Below are 17912 nucleotides of genomic sequence, written 5' to 3' on the forward strand. Positions count from 1 at the left end.
CGTGGTCACGGGATCCAGCGTGCGGGCGGTAACGCCTCGAACATCAGGGCTTCGGGCATATGTCACCCGAATGTGCGCCACCCGACTCCCCCTTGACCCCGTCCACGAACACGGACCAGGACAGGGCCGAGAAGACGAGAGGATGGGCGGCCGGGAGCTTGCTGTCCCGGACGGGGACTATGCCGGGGTGACCGCCGGCGACCTCGACGCAGTCGTTGGCTCCGCCCTCGCTGTAGCTCGACTTGCGCCACACCGCGGTACCTATGTCGGGGGTGCGCGTCATGATCTGTGCTCCTCCACTGCTCGCCTGACAAGTGTGAGCGAGTCCGGCGGAGACAGCGCCAGGTCGCGGAGCCGATCGTAGGACAGCCGTTGCCGCAGGACTTCGTCCGGATCTTCAACCAACCGGCTGCAACCATTGCCTTCCTTGTAGGCAACAGCGCTGCCGTCCCTCTGCCAGAGCAGGGTCAGTGACCCGTTCATATGGTGGTGCGCTCCTGCGGAGAAGGGCAGTACCTGAAGCGCCACGTTGGGCCACGAGGCGGCGGTCTCAAGGTGCAGCAGTTGGTCTTGCCAGGCCTCGCCCGAGGCGGCGGGGCGGCGCAATGCGAACTCGTCGACGATGACGCGGACTTCGGGCTGCGGCTTCTGCCTCAGGAGGTACTGCCGCCCGAGTCGTGCCGCGACCTGCTCCTCGACAGCCTCGTCGCCGTCAGCCGTTGTCAGACCCCCGGACAACACCCCGCGTGCGAAATCCTCCGTCTGCAGCAGTCCGGGAATGCCCGGCGAGAACACCCGGATGACCCGAGCCGTCGCCTCCAGTCCCATGTACTCCCTGTACTGGTCCTTGAACGCGTCCAGCCGCGCCACTCTCCAGTGACTGACCAGCAGGTCACCGGTGCCGTAGTACCCGTCCAGATCTTCCATGACCGTCACCTTGGACAGCCGCTCCCCGGACTCCAGTCGGCTCAGGTAGCTCTTGTCGTACCCGGTCTCGGCGGCCAGCTGCCCCAGCGACTTCCCGGCCTTGTCCCGCAGCACCCGCAGGGTCTGCCCCAGCACGGCACGCCCGGAAACCGGCCCCGCGTCAGCCTGTTCGCCCACGTCACCTCTCCCCGTTGCCTCAAGTCACCGTCAACGCCGACTCTCTTCCGCAGCGTACGGGCCAGCTGTGACGATCGGGACACGAACAGTGATCCCCCACTCCAAAGGACCCCGGCATGCGCCTCCTCCCCTGGACCAACCTCGACGGCCGCCCCTTCTACCTCAGCACCGACGACAACCGGAGCAGCCTCTCCCTCCTCGCGGACAGCGTCGAGGTGGCTCAACTCGCCTCAGGCAAGGATGTGCTGGCCGGGGCCCGGGCCGTGCTCGCCGACAAGAAGGCGGGTGAGTTCGCCGTACGGTCCGCGCTGACACGGGCAACTGAGTCCTTGGAGGACGTGATCCGGATCGCGGTCAGCCGGGGCGGGCGAATCCCCGGACTCGAACTGTGAGGCCGCCACGGAGTACGCGTGCTATCAGGTACGCCGACCACGCAGCTCGACGAAAGGACGGGCTCAGCGGCCCCAGACGCACGTCGCTGGAGGATCTTGAGAAGCGGCTCAGTCTCAACCCGTTCGGCCCGCCTGCGATCAGCATGCGCGACAAAAGTTGGTGGGCTGCGTTCACAGGTGGCTTCGTCATCTACATCGTGTCCGACCGCGATGTGACGATCAACGCCATCGATCTGGTCGCAACGGATGAGATCCCGTCTCGGCCTCAGTAGAAGCCGAGCATTCCCGGGGAGTCGATGTCGATGGCAACGACCCCTGGCGGATAGCGATCTTCACGGTCCGTCAGGAGGATCGACATCCCGTTGAAGTCGGGGCGCGGCAAGGCCGCGTACAAAGCGTGGCAGGTGTCGGCTCCGCCGTAGCCGTCTCGGATCATGGTTCCGACCGTGGCAGCTGCGGCCGTGTTCAGCTCGTCGACTTCGACGGACGAGAAGGCGAGGACCCGGTGTGCAGTTCCCTCATCCTCCGACTCCGCCTGCATAAGGCAGATCGCCGGGATGCGCAGGAGATCGCCGGGGGTACGTGCCATGTTCGCGGCCAGGAGGTTCAACGTCTTGTGGCCGGCCGCCAGTGCGCGGGTCGCGCTGGTGTCGAGGATGATCACGCCGCTGCGGCTCCCCTGGCCACGCGCGCCTTCTCCGCGGCGATCCGACGGATGTTGCCCAGCACATCAGGAGCCTGGTCGAACTCGTCATCGCTGATATCGAGCCCGATCACGTCCCGCACGACCTGGCGGTCGGCAGCGAGTCTCTCGGCGATCTGCTCCGCCGTGGGCTGCTGGGCCGCCAGCTCGTCTACGAGCTGCCCCAGAGTCAGCCCCCTTTCCTTGGCGATCTGCGCGAGGTGATCTCGGGCCTGCCGGGAGACCTGGATCGTGGTGGTGTCAGTCATAGCTCCACCATAGCCACCCCATGAAACCGGCGAGTCTACTTTCCGCGGCTTCACCCGTTCGTGGCATTCACCGCCGCTTCGCCCCCGTGATCGCCTCCCCGATCACGAACCCCTTGGCGGGACCTTCGGGAACGGTGACCTCGGTGCCGTAGGGGACACGGTGGATGTCCTCCCAGTCGGCTTTGTCGGGGCGGGGCCCGGTGAAGAGGGTGACGGCGCCCTGGCCGTCGTAGTCGTCGATGATCACGTACACCGGGATTCCGGCACGGGCGTACTCCCGGCGCTTGCGGAGGCGGTCGCGGTCGAGGCTGTGCTTCCCGGGCGAGGTGACTTCGAAGACGACTCGTACGCCCGCAGCCGTCAGGCCGAGCCCGTCGTCCGTCACGTAGCGCTCGGGGTCCTTGGCGACGACGAACAGGTCAGGCACCCAAGCGCTGTTTTCATGGATGACGTTCGTGTCGTTCCGGGCGGCGAAGTCCCCGGCTTTCAGGAACTCCGCCAACGTCTCCCTCAGCATGAAGACGATCTGGCTGTGCGCGTAGCGGTCGGTGGACGACACCTCGATGGCTCCCTCGATGATCTCGGCGCGGTAGCCCTCGGGGAGTTCCATGGCCTTCCAGGCCTGCCACAGAACCTCGTCCAGGTCGGGTCCGTCGAAGAGTTCGGCCTGCGCCTCGGACATGGTCTCGGGCCTCTCATGTGCGAGCAACGCGCTCACGGTAGGTGGGGTGACCCGGGCGACCTGCGGAGATGGGTCCAGATCACCCGTTCGAGCGATGACGGAACGGTCCGCCGGGGACTGGTCCGAACCGCTTCCCGTGGCCACAGAAGGCCGCCTTATCCTCTCCCCAGTCGCGCATCCGTTCGGTGCGTATGGGGAGGGGATCGGATCGTGGACGAGGGTGGGGTCGAGCGGGTGTACCGGAGGCGGCGGAAGCCGCCCTTGGTGTTCTTCCTGCTGCCGGGGCTGTTGCTGGTGAACGCGTTCATCCAGACCGGCCGGGTGTCTCACGACGGGGACGGAGGCGGCAGCGGGTTCTGGTGGGGGCCGCCGGCCTTCGCGCTGCTGCTGGCCACGGCGACGGCGCGGATCGCGCTGGAGCAGTTCCGGGCGCACACCAGGGTCACGACCGCCGGGATCACCGCGCAGGGGCCGCTGCGTGCGCGGACCTGGGCCTGGTCGGAGGTGTACGACATCCGGGTGGAGCAGGCGCCGCGCGGCTCCGGGCGGGCGGCGCCGCAGTGGCTCACCTACCTGTACGACTTCCAGGGCCGCCGCTTCCTGCTGTGGCAGCTGAACGACTGGCAGGTGGACGACCCGTACACCGAGGTCGCGGAGTTGTGCCTGGCCGCGGCCCCGCTCCGCAGCCTCACCTGGGAGCGCCGGCCGGACGTGGAGGAGCGGATCCAGCGGGGGGTGACACGGCGCAGGGCATGCATGTGGGGGGCGTACGGCGGGATCGGGGTCTTCTTCCTCATGTTCGTGTTCGACATCTGGCTCGTCGCCGTGGGGAGACCGGACCATCCGTTCCTGTTGATGGTGTGCGTGCCCCTGGCCTCGGGCGTCGCCCTGGCCGCCGTACTCGACCGGTACTGGCGCATCCGGCCGCCACGCACCCCGGCCCCGCAGCCGTAGCCCACCCACATCCCACCCCCAGCCCCGTCACAGCCCCTCGTCACACTTTTGTCAGATGGCTGAGATGGCTCAGATGGCTCAGATGGCGCGGAAGATCCTGCTGGCCGACGACGACGCGGCCGTGCGCGACGGGATCGGGCGGCTGCTCAGGTTCGAGGGGTACGAGACGCTCCTCGCCGGGGACGGCAGAGTGGCCCTCGATCTCGTCGGGGCCCCGGGGAGCGCGCCCGACCTGGTGCTGATGGATGTGGAGATGCCGGGTCTCGACGGGCTGGCGGCCACCCGGCGGATCCGGGCCTCCGGGTCCACCGTGCCGATTCTGATGATCACGGGGCGGAATGCGGTCGGGGACCGCATCGTCGCCCTCGACAACGGCGCCGACGGGTACCTGGCCAAGCCGTTCGCCGCCGAGGAACTCCTCGCCCGGGTACGGGCGTTGCTGCGGCGCAGTCCGCGGCGGGAGGCGGGGACGGAGGCGGGCGGCGGGGACCGGTTCCTCGGGTTCGGCGACATCTCGATGGATCTGCGGACCCGGACCGTGCACCGCGGGGAACAGGCCATCGACCTGACCAGGACCGAGTACGCGCTGCTGGAGTTCCTGCTGCGGCAGCCCGGGCGGGTGCTCAGCCGGGAGAAGATCCTGCGGGACGTGTGGGGCTTCGAGTTCGCGCCGACCTCCAACACGCTGGACGTCTACATCATGTACCTGCGGCGGAAACTGGAGAGCCGCGGCGAACCGCGGCTCATCCACACCGTGCGCGGGCTGGGGTACACGCTCAGGAACGGTGCTACCACCTGAGGATCATCGTCTCGTCCGGGACCGGCGCCGCCGACTCCGCCGCGATGGCCTCGGGGAGCGGGTGGGCCAGGGTGGCGTAGGCGCCGCCCCGGGCGAGGAGTTCGGCGTGGGTGCCCGCCTCCACCAGGCGGCCGCGGTCGACGACCAGGATGCGGTCGGCGTCGGGGGCGAGGGTGAGGTCGTGCGTGATCATGATGGTCGTACGGCCCGCCATGAGCTTGCGCAGGGGGGCGACGACCTGGCGGGCGGCTATCGCGTCCAGGCCGGCCGTCGGCTCGTCGAGGACGAGGACCGGGGCGGCGCGGAGCATCGCGCGGGCGATGGCGATGCGCTGGAGCTGGCCGCCGGAGAGCGCGGCCGTACCGGGGGCGATGTGGGTGTCGTAGCCCTGGGGGAGGGCGGTGATGAAGTCGTGGGCGGCCGCGTCCCGTGCCGCCTGTTCGATCTCGGTGTCCGTCGCTCCGGGGCGGCCGCACCCGATGTTCTCGCGGACCGTGCCGTTGAGGATCAGCGTCTGCTGCGGGAGCAGGGCGACGTTCTCGCGGAGGAACTCCAGGGGTACGTCGGTGAGCGGGACGCCGTCCAGGCAGATCACGCCGGCCGAGGGGTCGTAGAAGCGGGTGAGGAGCTTGGAGAGGGTGGACTTGCCGGCGCCGCTCTTGCCGGTGACGAGGACCAGTTCGCCGGGGCCCGCCGCGAAGTCGACGTCCCGGAGGGATGCGCGGGGGGACTCGGGGTAGCGGAAGGAGACGTTGTGGAAGCTGACCCAGCCGCGGACCGGCCAGGGGCCGACGGGCCGGGCGGGGTCGGTGACGGCGGGTTCGGCGTCCAGGATCTCGCCGATGCGCTCCGCGCCCGCGGTGGCCGCGGTGAGGGTGAGGCCGAGCTGGCCGAGGTTGCGGACCGGCGGGTAGAGGTAGCCGAGGAAGGCGGCGAAGGCGAGGAGCTGGCCGAGGGTCATGCGGTCGGCGGAGATCTCCCAGACGCCCAGGCCGATGACGGCCAGTACGCAGAGGGTCTCGACGACCTCGACGAACTGGGCGTACATCTCGCTGAGGCGGGCGCCGCGCACGCTCGCCCGCATCCAGGCGCGGGCCTCGACGTCCAGGCGCTTCTCCTCGTCCCGGCGGCGGTTGTACGCCTGGGTGAGGACGACGTTGCCGAGGGACTCCTCCACCACGGAGGTGATCGCGCCGTCGGCGACCCGCTCGTCCTGGGAGGCCGTCCTGATCCGGCCGGAGAAGCGGCGGGCGGCGAACAGGAAGAGGGGTGCGAGGACGAAGGTGGCCAGCGCCAGGTCCCAGCGCAGCCAGAAGGCGGCGGTCGCGTAGAAGACGGCGGAGAACGCGGCGGCGACGGTGCCGACGACACCGGACACCACCATCTGTTCGATGGCCTCGACGTCACCGGTGAGGCGTTCCACCAGGTCGCCCTGGCGGTGCTTCTGGAAGAAGTGCGGGGGGAGGTCCTGGACGTGCCGGAACACCTTGGCGCGCAGCCGCAGGACGAATCTCTCGGCGGTCCAGGTCGCCAGTGAGTTGCCGAGGTAGCCGACGAGGGCGCCCACCGCGGCGACCAGGAGCCAGGCGCCGGCCGGGCCCCAGAAGGCGGAGAGCGAACCGGCCTGGAGGGCGTTGTCGGTGAGGTCGGCGAAGAGCAGGATCGCGGCGGTCTCGGCGAGTGCGGACACCACGACACACGCGATGATCATCCACAGCCACCTGCGGTCGCCGCGGGTCAGCGGCCAGAAGCGGCGGAAGGCCTTGCGGGCTTCTCTCATGATCGGCAACTCCCTTCAGGGGTCGGTCGGGGGGGGCGGACATGGCCGAGGCGGGGCCACCGGTGCGACCACGCGTAACCGGTGACCCCGCCTCATGGCGCGTCTCAGTGCTTGTCGCCGACGGGGCGCTTCGGCTCCGGCTTCTTCGGCGCGGGCTTCTTCGGGGCCGGGGCGGGCTTGCGGTGCTTCTTGACGGGGACGATCTTGTGGAAGCTCATGGTGGCGTTCCTCTCTCTGACGACGTGTGTCGTGGTTCTGCAACAGTTTCTCTACTGGCCCGCTGCAACAACCTGTGAATTGATTTGAATTACTTCTGTAAATGCTTTGTCAGCGCTCGTCGCCGACCGGGCGGCGCTTCGGAGCCGGCTTCTTCGGCGCGGGCTTCTTCGGGTCCGGAGCGGGCTTGCGGTGCTTCCTGACGGGGACGATCTTGTGGAAGCTCATGGAAATTCCCTCCTCTGGGCTGGCGAGTTAGCGGTTGCCGACAGGGCGCTTGGGCTGGGACTTCTTGCAGTCCTTCTTCTTCGGAGCCGGCTTCGGGGCGGGCTTCTCGGCCTTCTTCACCGGGACGATCTTGTGGAAGCTCATGATCTTCTCCTTCGTTCCGTCGTCCGCGCCGTTCGCTTTCGACATGGAAAACATTACGTGGTCCGCGAGCCCGAGAAAGCCATTTTCAGTTAGACCTCGATGAATTGCGACTGAGATGAATTTTCAGGAGCAACCGGGAACCGTTCACTGCCTCACATAGGTTTTATCCAGCAGATGCAGCAGAAAGGGCCCGGTACGCACGGGGGTGCGTACCGGGCCCTGGGGCGTGCTGCCGCAGGAGCAGGCGCCTACTGCACGATCGTGATCCGGTCCGTGGCCGGCGGCGCGAGCGGGCTCGTGGCCGAGGAGTTGGCCGTCAGGTACTGGGCGAGGGCGGAGAGGTCGTCCGTGCCGACGACGTCGTCCGTGCCCTGGCCGAGGGTGGTGAAGCCGTCGCCGCCGCCCGCGAGGAAGGAGTTGGTGGCGACGCGGTAGGTGGCGGCCGGGTCGACGGCCGTGCCGTTCAGCTTCACGGAATCGGTGACGACACGGTCCGCGCCCGTCTTCGTCAGGTCCAGCGTGTAGGTGAGCCCCTTGGACGGCAGCAGGATCTTCGGGGCGGCGGCGTTGCTGCCGCTCACCTGCTCCTTGAGCACCTGGACGAGCTGGGCCCCGGTGAAGTTCTGGAGGTTCACGGTGTTGGCGAAGGGCTGGACCGTGAAGCCCTCGGCGTACGTCACGACGCCGTCGCCCTCACTCCCCTTGGCCGCGTACGTCAGCCCGGCCCGTACCCCGCCCGGGTTCATCAGCGCGAGGTCGGTCTCCGGGTCCAGCTCCTTGCCGTACGCGAACTGGGCGTCGGCGATCAGGTCGCCCATCGGGGACTCGGTGCCGGTGTTGTTGACGTCGGCGGAGACGTAGCCGACGGCGCGGTTGCCGATCGGGGCGGCGAGGGTGTTCCACCTGCTGATCAGGTCGGTCATGTCGGGCGCCTTGGCGACGTCCCGGGTGACCACGTGGTTCGCCGACTGCACGGCCGTACGCGCGATGTCGCCGGTGCGGCGGTCGTAGGTCAGCGTGGTGTCGGTGTAGAGGCGGCCGAAGGAGGCCGCCGAGGTGACCATGCGGGGGTTGCCGGCCGGGTCGTCGACCGTGCAGACGTACGCGGTGTGGGTGTGACCGGTGACCAGCGCGTCCACGGCCGGGGTCACGTTCTTCGCGATGTCGACGATCGGGCCGGAGATGCCGCTGCCGGCGCCCGCGGAGTCGCAGTCGTAGTTGTAGTTGGACGAGGCCGGGAAGCCGCCCTCGTGGACCAGTGCCACGATCGACTGGACGCCTTGGCGCTGGAGCACCTTGGCGTACTTGTTGATGGTCTCGACCTCGTCCTTGAAGGCCAGGCCCTTGACGCCGTCGGCGGAGACGATGCCGGGCGTGCCCTCCAGGGTGACGCCGATGAAGCCGATCCTGACGTCCTTCTTCTGCCAGACCCAGTACGGCTTGAGGATCGGCTTGTCCGTCTTCTCGTCGAGGACGTTGGCCGCCAGGTAGGGGAAGTCGGCGCCCTTGAACTTCTTGTCGGTGTAGCAGCCGTCGGTGGGGTGGCAGCCGCCGTTCTGCAGGCGGGCCAGTTCCTTCGCGCCCTCGTCGAACTCGTGGTTGCCGACCGTCGTGACGTCCAGGTCGAGCTTGTTGAGCGCCTCGATGGTCGGCTCGTCGTGGAAGAGGCCGGAGACGAGCGGGGAGGCGCCCACCATGTCGCCGCCGGCGGCGGTGACCGAGTACTCCTTGCCCTTGCGGGCCTGCCGCAGGTGGGTCGCGAGGTACTCGACACCACCGGCGTCGATCGTCTTCGTCGTCCCGTCGGCCTGGGCCTCGGTGACCCGGCCCGAGGAGCCGGACGGCGGCTCCAGGTTGCCGTGCAGGTCGTTGAAGGAGAGCAGTTGGACGTCCTGGTAGCGGCTGGGGCCGTGGTGGCCGTGGCCCGTGCCGGAGTGCGCGTCGGCGGGCAGCGCGCTCGCCAGGGCCGCGACGGTGGCGAGCCCTGCGGCCGACGCGAGCAGCGAGTACGTACGGCGTCTGGACGGTCTGGACTTCGCTTGCATGAAACCCCCTGTGGGTCTGCCGAGAAGTGGCCCGGTCCGGCGCAGCCTAGGGTCAACGCGCGTAGCACAACAGGGGGTTCATGGTTACATCTTGGTTGCCGGTTGCCCTGCCCTTTACCTTCCCCCGGTGTCCGCACTTTGCCGATCCGGCCCCGTACCCTCGTACGCATGACCAGCGACGACACCGCACGGCCGCCCATGTACTCCCGCTCCATCGACACCTACTCCGCGCTCACCCCGGATCAGGCCGAGGCCGTACGGGAACTGCTGGCGGAGGCCGCGCGGGCCGACGGCCAGCAGCCGGTGTCCGAGCAGGGCCGCCTGCAGCTGAGCGGCGGCGCCCGGGAGGGCGTCTCCCACCTGCTCCTCTCCGTCGGCGGCGAACTCGTCGGCTACGCCCAGCTGGAGGACACCGACCCGGTGGAGGCACCGGCCGCCGAGCTGGTCGTCCATCCGGCCCACCGGGGCCACGGCCACGGCCGCGCGCTGGGCGCCGCCCTGCTGGCCGCGTCCGGCAAGCGGCTGCGGGTCTGGGCGCACGGCGGCCACTCGGCGGCCCGCCACCTCGCGCAGGTCCTCGGCCTCACCCTGTTCCGCGAACTGCGCCAGATGCGCCGCCCGTTGACCGCCCTGGACCTGCCGGACCCGAAGCTGCCCGAGGGCGTCACCGTCCGCACCTTCGTCCCCGGCCGGGACGACGCGGCCTGGCTCGCCGTCAACGCCGCCGCCTTCGCCCACCACCCGGAACAGGGCTCGCTCACCCAGCGCGACCTGGACGACCGCAAGGACCAGCCCTGGTTCGACCCGGCCGGCTTCTTCCTCGCGGAGCGCGACGGCGAACTCCTCGGCTTCCACTGGACCAAGGTCCACGAGGCGGAGCGCCTCGGCGAGGTCTACGTCCTCGGCGTCTCCCCCACCGCCCAGGGCGGCGGCCTCGGCAAGTCCCTCACGACGATCGGGCTGCGGTACCTGGCCGAGCGCGGCCTGCCGACGGCGATGCTGTACGTCGACGCCGACAACACGGCGGCCGTCGCGGTCTACGAGCGGCTGGGCTTCACGACGCACGAGACGGACCTGATGTACCGGACGGAGACGTGAGGGGGCCCCTGAGTGTTCCTCACCGGTGCGGTGGCCGCCTGCGGTTGACCAGATAGACGGACCTGCCGATCACGGCGACGGCGACCGTCGCGGCGACCGCCTTCACGAGGGGCCCGGCGCCGCCCGCCAGGGTGGCCGCGGCGAGGACGAGGACGACGGCGGCCGAGAGCCAGGGCATCGCCCTCTCGGCCGGTCCCCCGTCGCGGAAGGGGTTGCCCCGGAACGGGTTTCCCCGGATGCGATTGTCCACGCCCGTCTCCTCACCCGCCCCGGCACCTGTCGGCGCCGCCTGTCCCTCCATCATGCCCGCGCCGGGCCGCCGGGCAGTGGCAGTCAACCCGCGGGCCCGCCGGGCAGCCGCCTTCAGCCCGCAGGCCCGCCGGACAGGCGGGCAGGCGCCGTCAACCCGCAGGCCCGCCGGACAGCCGCCTTCAGCCCGCAGGCCCGCAGGCCCGCAGGCCCGCAGGGCAATCGTGCAGGCGCCGTCAGCCCTCGCCACAGTCGTCCGGCCCCTTCGGCACCTTCACGCCGAGCAGGCGGGCCGCCTCGGTCGTCGTCGTGTGCGGTGAGACCAGTTGCCGCCAGTGGGACTTCACCCGGGCCGCCACCGTGTCGTGCGGCTCGCGGAACAGCTCGCGTACGACCTCGGTCTGCTGGGCCGAGACGGACATGCTGCCGCCGTCCGGGGTGAGGACCGCGGCCGGGCCCGAGAGGCTGTCGTCGATGCGGAGGCGGCGGAAGGTGTCCTCGGGGGCGGGGTCGGTGGCCAGGGCCAGCCACATCGTGGTGACCGGGCGGGCGTCGCACATCTCGACGGAGGCCCGCTCGTTGCCGGCGACCAGGACCCGGGCGACCCCGACCGCGAACTCGGGGACCCGGTTGCCGCCCCACTGGGTGCCGACGGTGACCGTCCCGGGGGTGGAGCTCGTCGGGAGGGTGGCGTCCGTGGTCAGGTCGGTGATCTCCTGGATGCGCTGACGGACGGTGAGGCGGGTGGTCGCCTGTGCGCCGCCGGCCTCGGACCGGACCCGGTGCACCACTCCGGCCCAGTCGACCGACCAGCCCTTCCAGTCGGGGTACGCGCAGTACCGGGAGCCGTCCCGCTCGACGCACGTCTGGAACGTCGCCGGATGGTCCGCCTCCGCCTTCCGCCGGGCCTGCAGACCCGTGGAGTCCCCCGCCGCCTGTCCGACCACGCCGGTCACCGCCGCCGCCAGGGCCACGGCCGTCGCCGCCTTCAGGAGCCGCGCCCGGCCGCCGGCCACCAGCATCGCCGCGCACACCGACAGCACCGCGAGCCCCAGCAGATACAGCGCGTGCCAGCCCGCCGGGCGGCCCAGCAGTTCGCCCGGGACCGGGGTGCCGCCGTTCTGCAGCACCGCCGGCCACAGCCAGTCCACACCGTGCGTGCCCGAACCGCCGGGCAGCAGGCCGGCGACCAGCCCGATCGCGAGCAGGAAGAGCAGCGGGGCCGCCGGGTGGGGCAGGATTCGGGCCAGCAGCACGCCGAACCCACCGGCGAGCAGGACGGTCAGCGGGGCCACCGCCAGTTCGAAGACCGAGCCGTGGCCGACCGCGCCCGGCCGCAGCGCCGCCCGGGCGAACTGGACGTCGACCACCAGGGCCACGCCGACCGCGAAGGGCACGACGGACAGGGCGTGGGCGAGCGTACGGCGCGCGGGCGACATCGCCAGCACCCCGAACTGCTCCTCCAGGCCGCGCCGCCGGTTGAGCAGCGCCGCCCGGTGCACGCACACCAGCAGGGCCACGGCGAACAGCTCCGGGCCGCCCTGGGTGGAGCGGTCCACGTCGTGCAGGACGGGATAGGCGTCCATGCCCTCGTTGTGGCCGAACAGGCCGTACCCGACGTAGGCGAGGTACAGCAGGCCGAAGACCAGCAGCGGGATCTGGAGGAGGAGCTGACGGGCCTCGAACACGGCCAGGGCGAAGACGGACGCGGACGCGGTGTCGCGTTCGCGGTCCGCACGCCCGGCCGTCTCCGGCTCCGTCACGAGTGCCGTCGTCATGCCGCCGCCACCTCCGTGCCCGCCGTGCCCGCCGGGTTCTCCGCGTCGAGGACCAGCAGGTAGCCGTCCTCCAGGGTCGGTTCGAGCAGGTCGGCGCCGGTGGGCGGGTCGCCGACGTTGCGGAAGGCGCCGGTGCCGGTGCGCCAGCCCGCCCGTGCGCCCCGGGCGCGTTCCGTGCTGCTCCACACGTGTCCGGCCGCGCGGGCGGTCAGTTCGGCCGGCGTGCCGTCGAAGCGGACCCGGCCGCCGGCCAGCACGATCACCCGGTTGCAGAGCATCGCGACGTCCTCGGTCTGGTGGGTGGACAGCAGGACCGTCCGGCCCTCGCCGGCCTCCGCGACCAGCTCCCGGAACCGCATGCGCTGTTCGGGGTCGAGTCCCACCGTCGGCTCGTCCAGGACCAGGAACCGGGGGTCGCCGACGAGCGCGGCGGCCAGCGCGACCCGCTGCCGCATCCCGCCCGAGAGCCGCTTGATCCGCCTGCCGCGTACGTCGGCCAGGCCGACCTGGTCCAGGACGCGCCGCACCTCCCGGTGGCGCCCGCCGCGGTCGGTGAGCTCCTTGAGGATGGCGACGTAGTCGACGAACTCGAAGGCCGTGAAGTCCGGGTGGAAGCCGGGGGTCTGCGGGAGGTAGCCGAGCGTGCGGCGGACCGCGAGCCGGCCGGCCGGGGTGGCCGGGTCCTGGCCGTGCACCGTGAAGGCGCCGCCGTCCGGCGGTACGGCGGTGGCGAGGACCTTCAACAGGGTGGTCTTCCCGGCCCCGTTGGGTCCGAGCAGGCCGGTGACGCCGTCCTTCAGGGACAGGGTGACGCCGTCGAGCGCCGGGGTGCCGCCGTAGCGCACGGTGAGGCCGGCGGCGGAGACAGTGGTGTTCAACGTGGGACTCCAGCGGTCAGTAGGGCTTGGCGTCGAAGCGGTCCCGCGCCTGGTGGAGCAGGAGCGTCGCCAGTGCGGCGAGGGCGGCGGCCACCGACTGCCCGGCCGTGGTGAAGGCGGCCGGCGTCTGCGCCGGGTGCATCGCCGCCACCGCCATCAGGGCGGTCCACGCCCCGCCGACCAGTCCGGGCCCGAGCAGCGGGCCCAGCCGGGCGGAGAGGGCGAGGCCGGCCGCGGTGAGCGCCAGGGCGGGCAGCAGCCAGCCGAAGGCGAGCAGACCGTAGCCGGGCAGGGCCAGCGCGGCCAGGCAGTTGAGGCCGAGCGAGGCGGTCAGCGCGGCCACGGTGCGGATCATCAGCAGCCGGAAGCCGTGCGTCGGGGCCACTGCGGCCATCTCGTACGTCGGGTCGAGGACCGGGCCGTACGACAGCGCCACCGCGCCGAGCGGGAGCAGCGGGGCGAGGGCCAGGAACAGCGCCGGGGCGTCCACCGCGTGGACCACCAGGACCGTCGCCGCCAGCACGAACGCCACCGAGGCCAGCCAGGAGCGGCGGAGTACCGGGGTCGCGGTGAGCAGTTGTGCGGTGTGGTCGGCGACCCCGAGGCGGACCAGGAGCCGTTGGCCCGGGCCGGGCCGCGGCGCGTCCAGTTCGGCGTCCAGGCGCTCCCAGCCGGCGTCCAGCGCGACCGGGTCCGACACGGACGCCAGTACCGCCCTGCACTCGGTGCAGGAACCGACGTGGGTGTCGGCCGACCACAGCAGCGGCGGCGCCAGCTCGCCGTGCGCGTACGCCCGTAGATCCTCTTCAGACACGTGCCAGGTCATGCCAGCTCCTCCCGCAGCTGCTTGCGCGCCCGCATCGCGCGGGTCTTGACCGTCCCGGGTGGTATGCCGAGCAGGACCGCGGCCTCCCGGGTGGTCAGTCCGTCGATCACCGTCGCCTGGAGCACCGCCCGCAGTTCGGGCGAGAGTCGGACCAGGGCCCCGGCGAGGTCCCCGTGCTCCACCCCGGCGAGCACGCGTTCCTCCGCCGAGGCCTCGTCCCGGTGCCGCAGCCGGGCCAGTGCCTGCCGCAGCCGGCCGCGGGCCCCGTCGCCGCGCAGCGCGTCGACCAGCCGGCGCGACCCGATGCGCCACAGCCACCCGGCGGCGTCGGCGTTCTCGACGTCCTCGCGGTACCGGGCGGTCCCCCGCCACACCGCGAGGAAGGTCTCCTGCACGACGTCGTCGACCAGCGCCGGGTCCGCGCACCGGCCGCGCAGCCGCGCGGTCAGCCACGGCGCGTACCGCCGGTACAACTCCTCGAAGGCGCGCCGGTCCGAATCCGCCGCGACCGCCCGCAGCAGCTCACCGTCGCTTCTCGTTCCGCTCACGTCTCCTCATCGCACGAGCCCCGCCGATCGGTTCACCGATTCCGGGTTGACTTTCGGGCAGCCCTTCCACCACCCTTTCACTACTCAATTAGTGAAAGGGTGGTTGTACGGGTGGTCGAGTACCGCATCGACCGGCGCTCCGGCGTCGCCACCTACGTCCAGATCGTCCAGCAGACCAAGCAGGCCCTGCGCCTGGGTCACCTCCAGCCGGGAGACAGGCTGCCCACCGCCCGCGAGGTGGTCGAGGCCACCGCCATCAACCCCAACACCGTCCTCAAGGCCTACCGGGAGCTGGAGCGCGAGGGCCTGGTCGAGGCCCGGCGCGGCCTCGGCACCTTCGTGAAGCGCTCGCTCGGCACCGCCCCGGCCGCCGAGTCCCCCCTGCACGGGGAGCTGGCGGACTGGGCCGCCCGGGCCCGTGCGGCCGGCCTGGACCGCGACGACGTGGCCGCGCTCTTCACCGCCGTACTCGAGACACACTTCGCGAAGCACCTCCAAGGAGAGAGTTCATGACCGACACCGCGATAGCGGCGTCCGCGCTCGGCAAACGGTTCGGCCGGCGCGGGGGCTGGGCGCTGCGCGACTGCGCCTTCCGGCTCCCCGCCGGGCGGGTCTGCGCCGTCGTCGGGCCCAACGGGGCAGGCAAGTCCACGCTCCTCGCCCTCGCCGCCGGTCTGCTGGGCCCGACCGAGGGCGAGCTGACCGTCCTCGGCACCACCCCGGCCGAGGCCCGCAGCCGGGTCGGTTACGTCGCCCAGGACAAGCCGCTGTATCCGCAGCTCACGATCGCCGAGACGCTGGCGATGGGCGCCGACCTCAACCCCGGGCGCTGGGACGCGGCCGCCGCCGAACACGTCGTGGCCGGCGGCGACCTGGACCCGAAGTCCCGGGTCCGCGCCCTCTCCGGCGGCCAGCGCACCCGGGTCGCGCTCGCCCTCGCCCTCGGCAAGCGGCCCGAACTGCTCCTCCTCGACGAGCCGATGGCCGACCTCGACCCACTCGCCCGGCACGAGCTGATGGGCGTGCTGATGGTGGAGGCCGCCCAGCGCGGCACCACCATCGCGATGTCCTCGCACGTGGTCGCCGAACTGGAGGACTCCTGCGACCACCTGCTGCTGATCGGCGGCGGCCGGGTCCGGCTGGCCGGCGAGATCGACGACCTGCTGGCCGCCCACACCCGGGTCGCCGCCCCCGCCGACGCCGACCTCGCCCCGCACACCGTCGTGGACTCCCGGACCACCGGCCGGCAGCTCAGCGCCCTGGTCCGCCCGGCGGGCCCGCTGCCCGCGGACTGGCGCACCGGCGCCCCCTCCCTGGAGGAGCTGGTCCTCGCCCATCTCCGCAACCCCGAGGCCCCGGCCCTGACCGCGGTGGAGGCCGCCGTATGACCACCCTGACCGCACCCGCACCGGCCCCCCGGGCCCACCTCACGCGCTGGCTGCTGCGCCTGCACCGCCCCGCGCTCTACGTCTGGACGGCCCTGGTCCTGGCCCTCGCCGTCCTGCTCCTCCTCCTGTACGGCCCGCTGACCGACGCCGCGGCCGACGCCTGGCGCCAGTACGACGCCTGCACGGACTGGCAGCGGTGCAGGTACGACCAGAACGCGATCCTGCGCTACAAGGACTGGTACAACTACGCCACCCTGACCGCGGCCGCGGTGCCCTTCCTGGCCGCCGCCTGGGCCGGTGGCGCGTTCGGCAAGGAGCTGGAGTCCGGCACCGCCCGGCTCGCCTGGACCCAGTCCAGCACCCCCGTGCGCTGGCTGACCGTCCGGCTCGCGGTACCGGCCGCGGCCGTCGCCGCCGGGACCGCCCTGCTGGTCTGGCTGCACCACCTGGCCTGGGCCGCGGGCAACGGCCGTATCGACACCGCCAAGCAGTGGTACGACGTCCCGACCTTCCACACCAACGGCCCCACCCTGGTCGCCCTGGCCCTGTGCGGAGTGGCGGCGGGCGCGCTGACGGGCCTGCTCTCCCGCCGCACCCTGCCCGCCCTGGGCCTCGGCCTGCTCCTCACCGGCGCGGTCTGGACCGCCGTCCAGTTGCTCCTGCCCCGCCTGTGGCCGACGAGGACCAGCACCGGAGAGGCCTTCTTCGCCCTCCCCAACAGCTCCTGGACGGTGTGGCAGAGCCCGAGCGGCACCGTCCCCGTCGGCGACTACCACCCTGCCTCGCACTTCTGGCCGCTCCAGCTGACCAGCACCGCCCTGCTGCTCGCCGTGACGGCCCTGCTGACCCTGGGCTGCTTCCTGGCACTGCGCCGCCTGACCGGAAAGACGACCGCCCGATGACCGCCCTGCCCACCGCCCCCGGCCCCGGCCCCGCCCCCGCGGCCGCCTACCGCTCGCTGCGCCGGCTGCACCGCCCCGCGCTGCTCGTCTGGGCCGCGTTCGTGCTGCTCGTGACCGGCTGGCTGCTCTGGCTGCACCTCTCGGAGGTACCGGCCGAGCGGGCCTGCCGGGGCTTCTTCCAGTACTCCCCGATGGCCTCCGGCTCCCTCCCCGGCTGCGACTACTCGGCCTTCACCGACGCCAACAACGTCATCAACTTCCTCGGCGAGGCCCTCGGCTACTCCTGCGTCGCCGTCGCCGCCTGGGCGGGCGGTGCGCTGATCGGGCGGGAGCTGGAGTCCGGCACCGCCCGGCTCGCCTGGACCCAGTCCGTGTCCCCGGCCCGCTGGCTGGCCGGCAAGCTGGTCGCGGCCGCCCTGCCGCTGGCCGCCGGGGGCGGGCTGCTCGCCCTGGTCTTCGGCCGGGTGTGGAGCTCCGACCAGGAGCAGTTGGTCAGCAACTGGACCTACGACCGCGTCTTCATCCCGCGCGGCCCGCTGCTGCCGGCCCTGCTCCTGCTCGGCCTCGCCGTCGGCGCGCTCGCCGGGATCGCGCTGCGCCGCACCCTCCCGGCGCTCGGCGCGGCCGCCGCGGTGACCCTGGTGACCAGGCTGTACCTGCGCGAGGCGTGGCTGCCGCTGCACGGCCCGCTGCACGGCTTCTGGGCCGTTCATCTCAGCGCCACCGCGATGGTGCTCGCGCTGACCGCAGCGGCCACGGCCGGTGCGTTCTTCCTCTTGCGCCGCCGGGCCGGCTGAGGGACCGTCGGTCCACGCGTACCCCGGACGGGGCAAGGACGCACAGGGCCGGTGGGAAGGTCGTACGGGATCGTCGCTTTCGTGATCCCCAAGGCCTCCCGAGGCTGATCACGGACGTCCGCGAGCCTCCCGCCGCTATCCCATACGCCATGT

The 17912-nt window shown here is 71.6% G+C and carries 21 protein-coding genes; 8 read left to right on the forward strand and 13 right to left on the reverse strand.

The annotated features are described in order from the left end of the window. Window positions 1–43 precede the first annotated feature (43 nt). Both ACFY6U_RS27295 and ACFY6U_RS27300 read right to left on the reverse strand, forming a co-directional pair. On the reverse strand, window positions 44–283 hold the full coding sequence (locus tag ACFY6U_RS27295) for a DUF397 domain-containing protein (RefSeq protein WP_390042335.1): 240 nt from the start codon (window positions 281–283) through the stop codon (window positions 44–46). Continuing rightward, window positions 280–1104, reverse strand: coding sequence for a helix-turn-helix domain-containing protein (locus ACFY6U_RS27300; protein WP_390042337.1), 825 nt, complete (start codon window positions 1102–1104; stop codon window positions 280–282). Before ACFY6U_RS27300 ends, ACFY6U_RS27295 begins: the two co-directional genes overlap by 4 nt. A 116-nt stretch (window positions 1105–1220) precedes the next feature. Here ACFY6U_RS27300 and ACFY6U_RS27305 point away from each other — a divergent pair, with 116 nt between their 5' ends. After that, window positions 1221–1496 carry a hypothetical protein gene (locus ACFY6U_RS27305; protein WP_390042339.1) on the forward strand — a complete coding sequence of 92 codons (276 nt, stop codon included), beginning with the start codon at window positions 1221–1223 and terminating at the stop codon, window positions 1494–1496. A 265-nt stretch (window positions 1497–1761) separates the two neighbouring features. Here ACFY6U_RS27305 and ACFY6U_RS27310 read toward each other — a convergent pair whose 3' ends face one another. From ACFY6U_RS27310 to ACFY6U_RS27320, 3 genes are all read right to left on the reverse strand, one after another. Then, window positions 1762–2160 carry a hypothetical protein gene (locus ACFY6U_RS27310; protein ID WP_390042340.1) on the reverse strand — a complete coding sequence of 133 codons (399 nt, stop codon included), beginning with the start codon at window positions 2158–2160 and terminating at the stop codon, window positions 1762–1764. Further along, complete coding sequence (locus tag ACFY6U_RS27315; RefSeq protein WP_390042342.1) at window positions 2157–2447, reverse strand: hypothetical protein; 291 nt, start codon at window positions 2445–2447, stop codon at window positions 2157–2159. The genes ACFY6U_RS27310 and ACFY6U_RS27315 overlap by 4 nt, the downstream gene beginning before the upstream one ends. A 67-nt stretch (window positions 2448–2514) precedes the next feature. Further along, entirely contained in the window at window positions 2515–3165 is a 651-nt protein-coding gene (locus ACFY6U_RS27320; RefSeq protein WP_390042344.1) for a Uma2 family endonuclease, read from the reverse strand. Between the two features lie 174 nt (window positions 3166–3339). Here ACFY6U_RS27320 and ACFY6U_RS27325 point away from each other — a divergent pair, with 174 nt between their 5' ends. After that, a complete protein-coding gene (locus tag ACFY6U_RS27325; protein ID WP_390042345.1) occupies window positions 3340–4083 on the forward strand; it encodes a PH domain-containing protein in 744 nt (247 codons plus the stop codon). 55 nt (window positions 4084–4138) lie between these two features. Next, window positions 4139–4882, forward strand: coding sequence for a response regulator transcription factor (locus tag ACFY6U_RS27330; RefSeq protein WP_390042347.1), 744 nt, complete (start codon window positions 4139–4141; stop codon window positions 4880–4882). Here the strand turns inward: ACFY6U_RS27330 and ACFY6U_RS27335 are convergent. From ACFY6U_RS27335 to ACFY6U_RS27345, 3 genes are all read right to left on the reverse strand, one after another. Next, window positions 4872–6662: an ABC transporter ATP-binding protein gene (locus ACFY6U_RS27335; protein WP_390042349.1), complete on the reverse strand. Its 1791-nt coding sequence runs from the start codon at window positions 6660–6662 to the stop codon at window positions 4872–4874. The two genes, ACFY6U_RS27330 and ACFY6U_RS27335, sit on opposite strands and share 11 nt — an antisense overlap. A 471-nt stretch (window positions 6663–7133) precedes the next feature. Beyond that, entirely contained in the window at window positions 7134–7295 is a 162-nt protein-coding gene (locus tag ACFY6U_RS27340; protein WP_390042351.1) for a hypothetical protein, read from the reverse strand. Window positions 7296–7498: 203 nt separating this feature from the next. Then, window positions 7499–9295, reverse strand: coding sequence for a bifunctional metallophosphatase/5'-nucleotidase (locus tag ACFY6U_RS27345; protein ID WP_390042353.1), 1797 nt, complete (start codon window positions 9293–9295; stop codon window positions 7499–7501). A 168-nt stretch (window positions 9296–9463) separates the two neighbouring features. Between ACFY6U_RS27345 and mshD the strand changes: the two genes are divergently transcribed. Then, a complete protein-coding gene (mshD, locus tag ACFY6U_RS27350) occupies window positions 9464–10393 on the forward strand; it encodes a mycothiol synthase (RefSeq protein ID WP_390042355.1) in 930 nt (309 codons plus the stop codon). 19 nt (window positions 10394–10412) lie between these two features. On the opposite strand, the gene ACFY6U_RS27355 is transcribed toward mshD, so the two are convergent. The 5 genes from ACFY6U_RS27355 to ACFY6U_RS27375 all read right to left on the reverse strand — a co-directional run bounded on the left by ACFY6U_RS27355 (window position 10413) and on the right by ACFY6U_RS27375 (window position 14672). Beyond that, window positions 10413–10643 (reverse strand): hypothetical protein, encoded by a 231-nt coding sequence (locus ACFY6U_RS27355; protein WP_390042357.1) that lies wholly within the window; start codon window positions 10641–10643, stop codon window positions 10413–10415. 235 nt (window positions 10644–10878) lie between these two features. After that, window positions 10879–12420 (reverse strand): ABC transporter permease, encoded by a 1542-nt coding sequence (locus ACFY6U_RS27360; RefSeq protein WP_390042359.1) that lies wholly within the window; start codon window positions 12418–12420, stop codon window positions 10879–10881. After that, entirely contained in the window at window positions 12417–13298 is an 882-nt protein-coding gene (locus tag ACFY6U_RS27365; RefSeq protein ID WP_390042361.1) for an ABC transporter ATP-binding protein, read from the reverse strand. The genes ACFY6U_RS27360 and ACFY6U_RS27365 overlap by 4 nt, the downstream gene beginning before the upstream one ends. A gap of 16 nt (window positions 13299–13314) precedes the next feature. Further along, window positions 13315–14124: a zf-HC2 domain-containing protein gene (locus tag ACFY6U_RS27370; protein WP_390042363.1), complete on the reverse strand. Its 810-nt coding sequence runs from the start codon at window positions 14122–14124 to the stop codon at window positions 13315–13317. Further along, window positions 14121–14672 carry an RNA polymerase sigma factor gene (locus tag ACFY6U_RS27375; protein ID WP_390042364.1) on the reverse strand — a complete coding sequence of 184 codons (552 nt, stop codon included), beginning with the start codon at window positions 14670–14672 and terminating at the stop codon, window positions 14121–14123. Before ACFY6U_RS27375 ends, ACFY6U_RS27370 begins: the two co-directional genes overlap by 4 nt. Before the next feature lie 111 nt (window positions 14673–14783). On the opposite strand from ACFY6U_RS27375, the gene ACFY6U_RS27380 reads away from it, so the two are divergent. From ACFY6U_RS27380 to ACFY6U_RS27395, 4 genes are read left to right on the forward strand one after another with little or no spacing between them, the layout of a single operon-like run. Further along, a complete protein-coding gene (locus tag ACFY6U_RS27380; protein WP_390042366.1) occupies window positions 14784–15185 on the forward strand; it encodes a GntR family transcriptional regulator in 402 nt (133 codons plus the stop codon). Beyond that, window positions 15182–16060, forward strand: a complete 879-nt coding sequence (locus ACFY6U_RS27385) for an ABC transporter ATP-binding protein (protein ID WP_390042368.1) — start codon at window positions 15182–15184, stop codon at window positions 16058–16060. The genes ACFY6U_RS27380 and ACFY6U_RS27385 overlap by 4 nt, the downstream gene beginning before the upstream one ends. Further along, window positions 16057–16962 (forward strand): ABC transporter permease, encoded by a 906-nt coding sequence (locus tag ACFY6U_RS27390; RefSeq protein WP_390042370.1) that lies wholly within the window; start codon window positions 16057–16059, stop codon window positions 16960–16962. Before ACFY6U_RS27385 ends, ACFY6U_RS27390 begins: the two co-directional genes overlap by 4 nt. After that, a complete protein-coding gene (locus ACFY6U_RS27395; protein WP_390042371.1) occupies window positions 16959–17759 on the forward strand; it encodes a hypothetical protein in 801 nt (266 codons plus the stop codon). The genes ACFY6U_RS27390 and ACFY6U_RS27395 overlap by 4 nt, the downstream gene beginning before the upstream one ends. The last annotated feature ends 153 nt before the right edge of the window (window positions 17760–17912 follow it).

Origin of the sequence: Streptomyces sp. NPDC013157, assembly GCF_042899865.1 — a bacterium.
In the GTDB taxonomy this organism is placed as follows: domain Bacteria; phylum Actinomycetota; class Actinomycetes; order Streptomycetales; family Streptomycetaceae; genus Streptomyces.

Bases quoted from the DNA above. Each gene is read 5' to 3' on its own strand.
- ACFY6U_RS27360 (WP_390042359.1), bottom strand. From the start codon at position 12,420: ATGACGACGGCACTCGTGACGGAGCCGGAGACGGCCGGGCGTGCGGAC.
- mshD (WP_390042355.1), top strand. From the start codon at position 9,464: ATGACCAGCGACGACACCGCACGGCCGCCCATGTACTCCCGCTCCATC.
- ACFY6U_RS27340 (WP_390042351.1), bottom strand. From the start codon at position 7,295: ATGTCGAAAGCGAACGGCGCGGACGACGGAACGAAGGAGAAGATCATG.
- ACFY6U_RS27305 (WP_390042339.1), top strand. From the start codon at position 1,221: ATGCGCCTCCTCCCCTGGACCAACCTCGACGGCCGCCCCTTCTACCTC.
- ACFY6U_RS27315 (WP_390042342.1), bottom strand. From the start codon at position 2,447: ATGACTGACACCACCACGATCCAGGTCTCCCGGCAGGCCCGAGATCAC.
- ACFY6U_RS27345 (WP_390042353.1), bottom strand. From the start codon at position 9,295: ATGCAAGCGAAGTCCAGACCGTCCAGACGCCGTACGTACTCGCTGCTC.
- ACFY6U_RS27370 (WP_390042363.1), bottom strand. From the start codon at position 14,124: ATGACCTGGCACGTGTCTGAAGAGGATCTACGGGCGTACGCGCACGGC.
- ACFY6U_RS27295 (WP_390042335.1), bottom strand. From the start codon at position 283: ATGACGCGCACCCCCGACATAGGTACCGCGGTGTGGCGCAAGTCGAGC.
- ACFY6U_RS27390 (WP_390042370.1), top strand. From the start codon at position 16,057: ATGACCACCCTGACCGCACCCGCACCGGCCCCCCGGGCCCACCTCACG.
- ACFY6U_RS27330 (WP_390042347.1), top strand. From the start codon at position 4,139: ATGGCTGAGATGGCTCAGATGGCTCAGATGGCGCGGAAGATCCTGCTG.
- ACFY6U_RS27395 (WP_390042371.1), top strand. From the start codon at position 16,959: ATGACCGCCCTGCCCACCGCCCCCGGCCCCGGCCCCGCCCCCGCGGCC.
- ACFY6U_RS27335 (WP_390042349.1), bottom strand. From the start codon at position 6,662: ATGAGAGAAGCCCGCAAGGCCTTCCGCCGCTTCTGGCCGCTGACCCGC.
- ACFY6U_RS27385 (WP_390042368.1), top strand. From the start codon at position 15,182: ATGACCGACACCGCGATAGCGGCGTCCGCGCTCGGCAAACGGTTCGGC.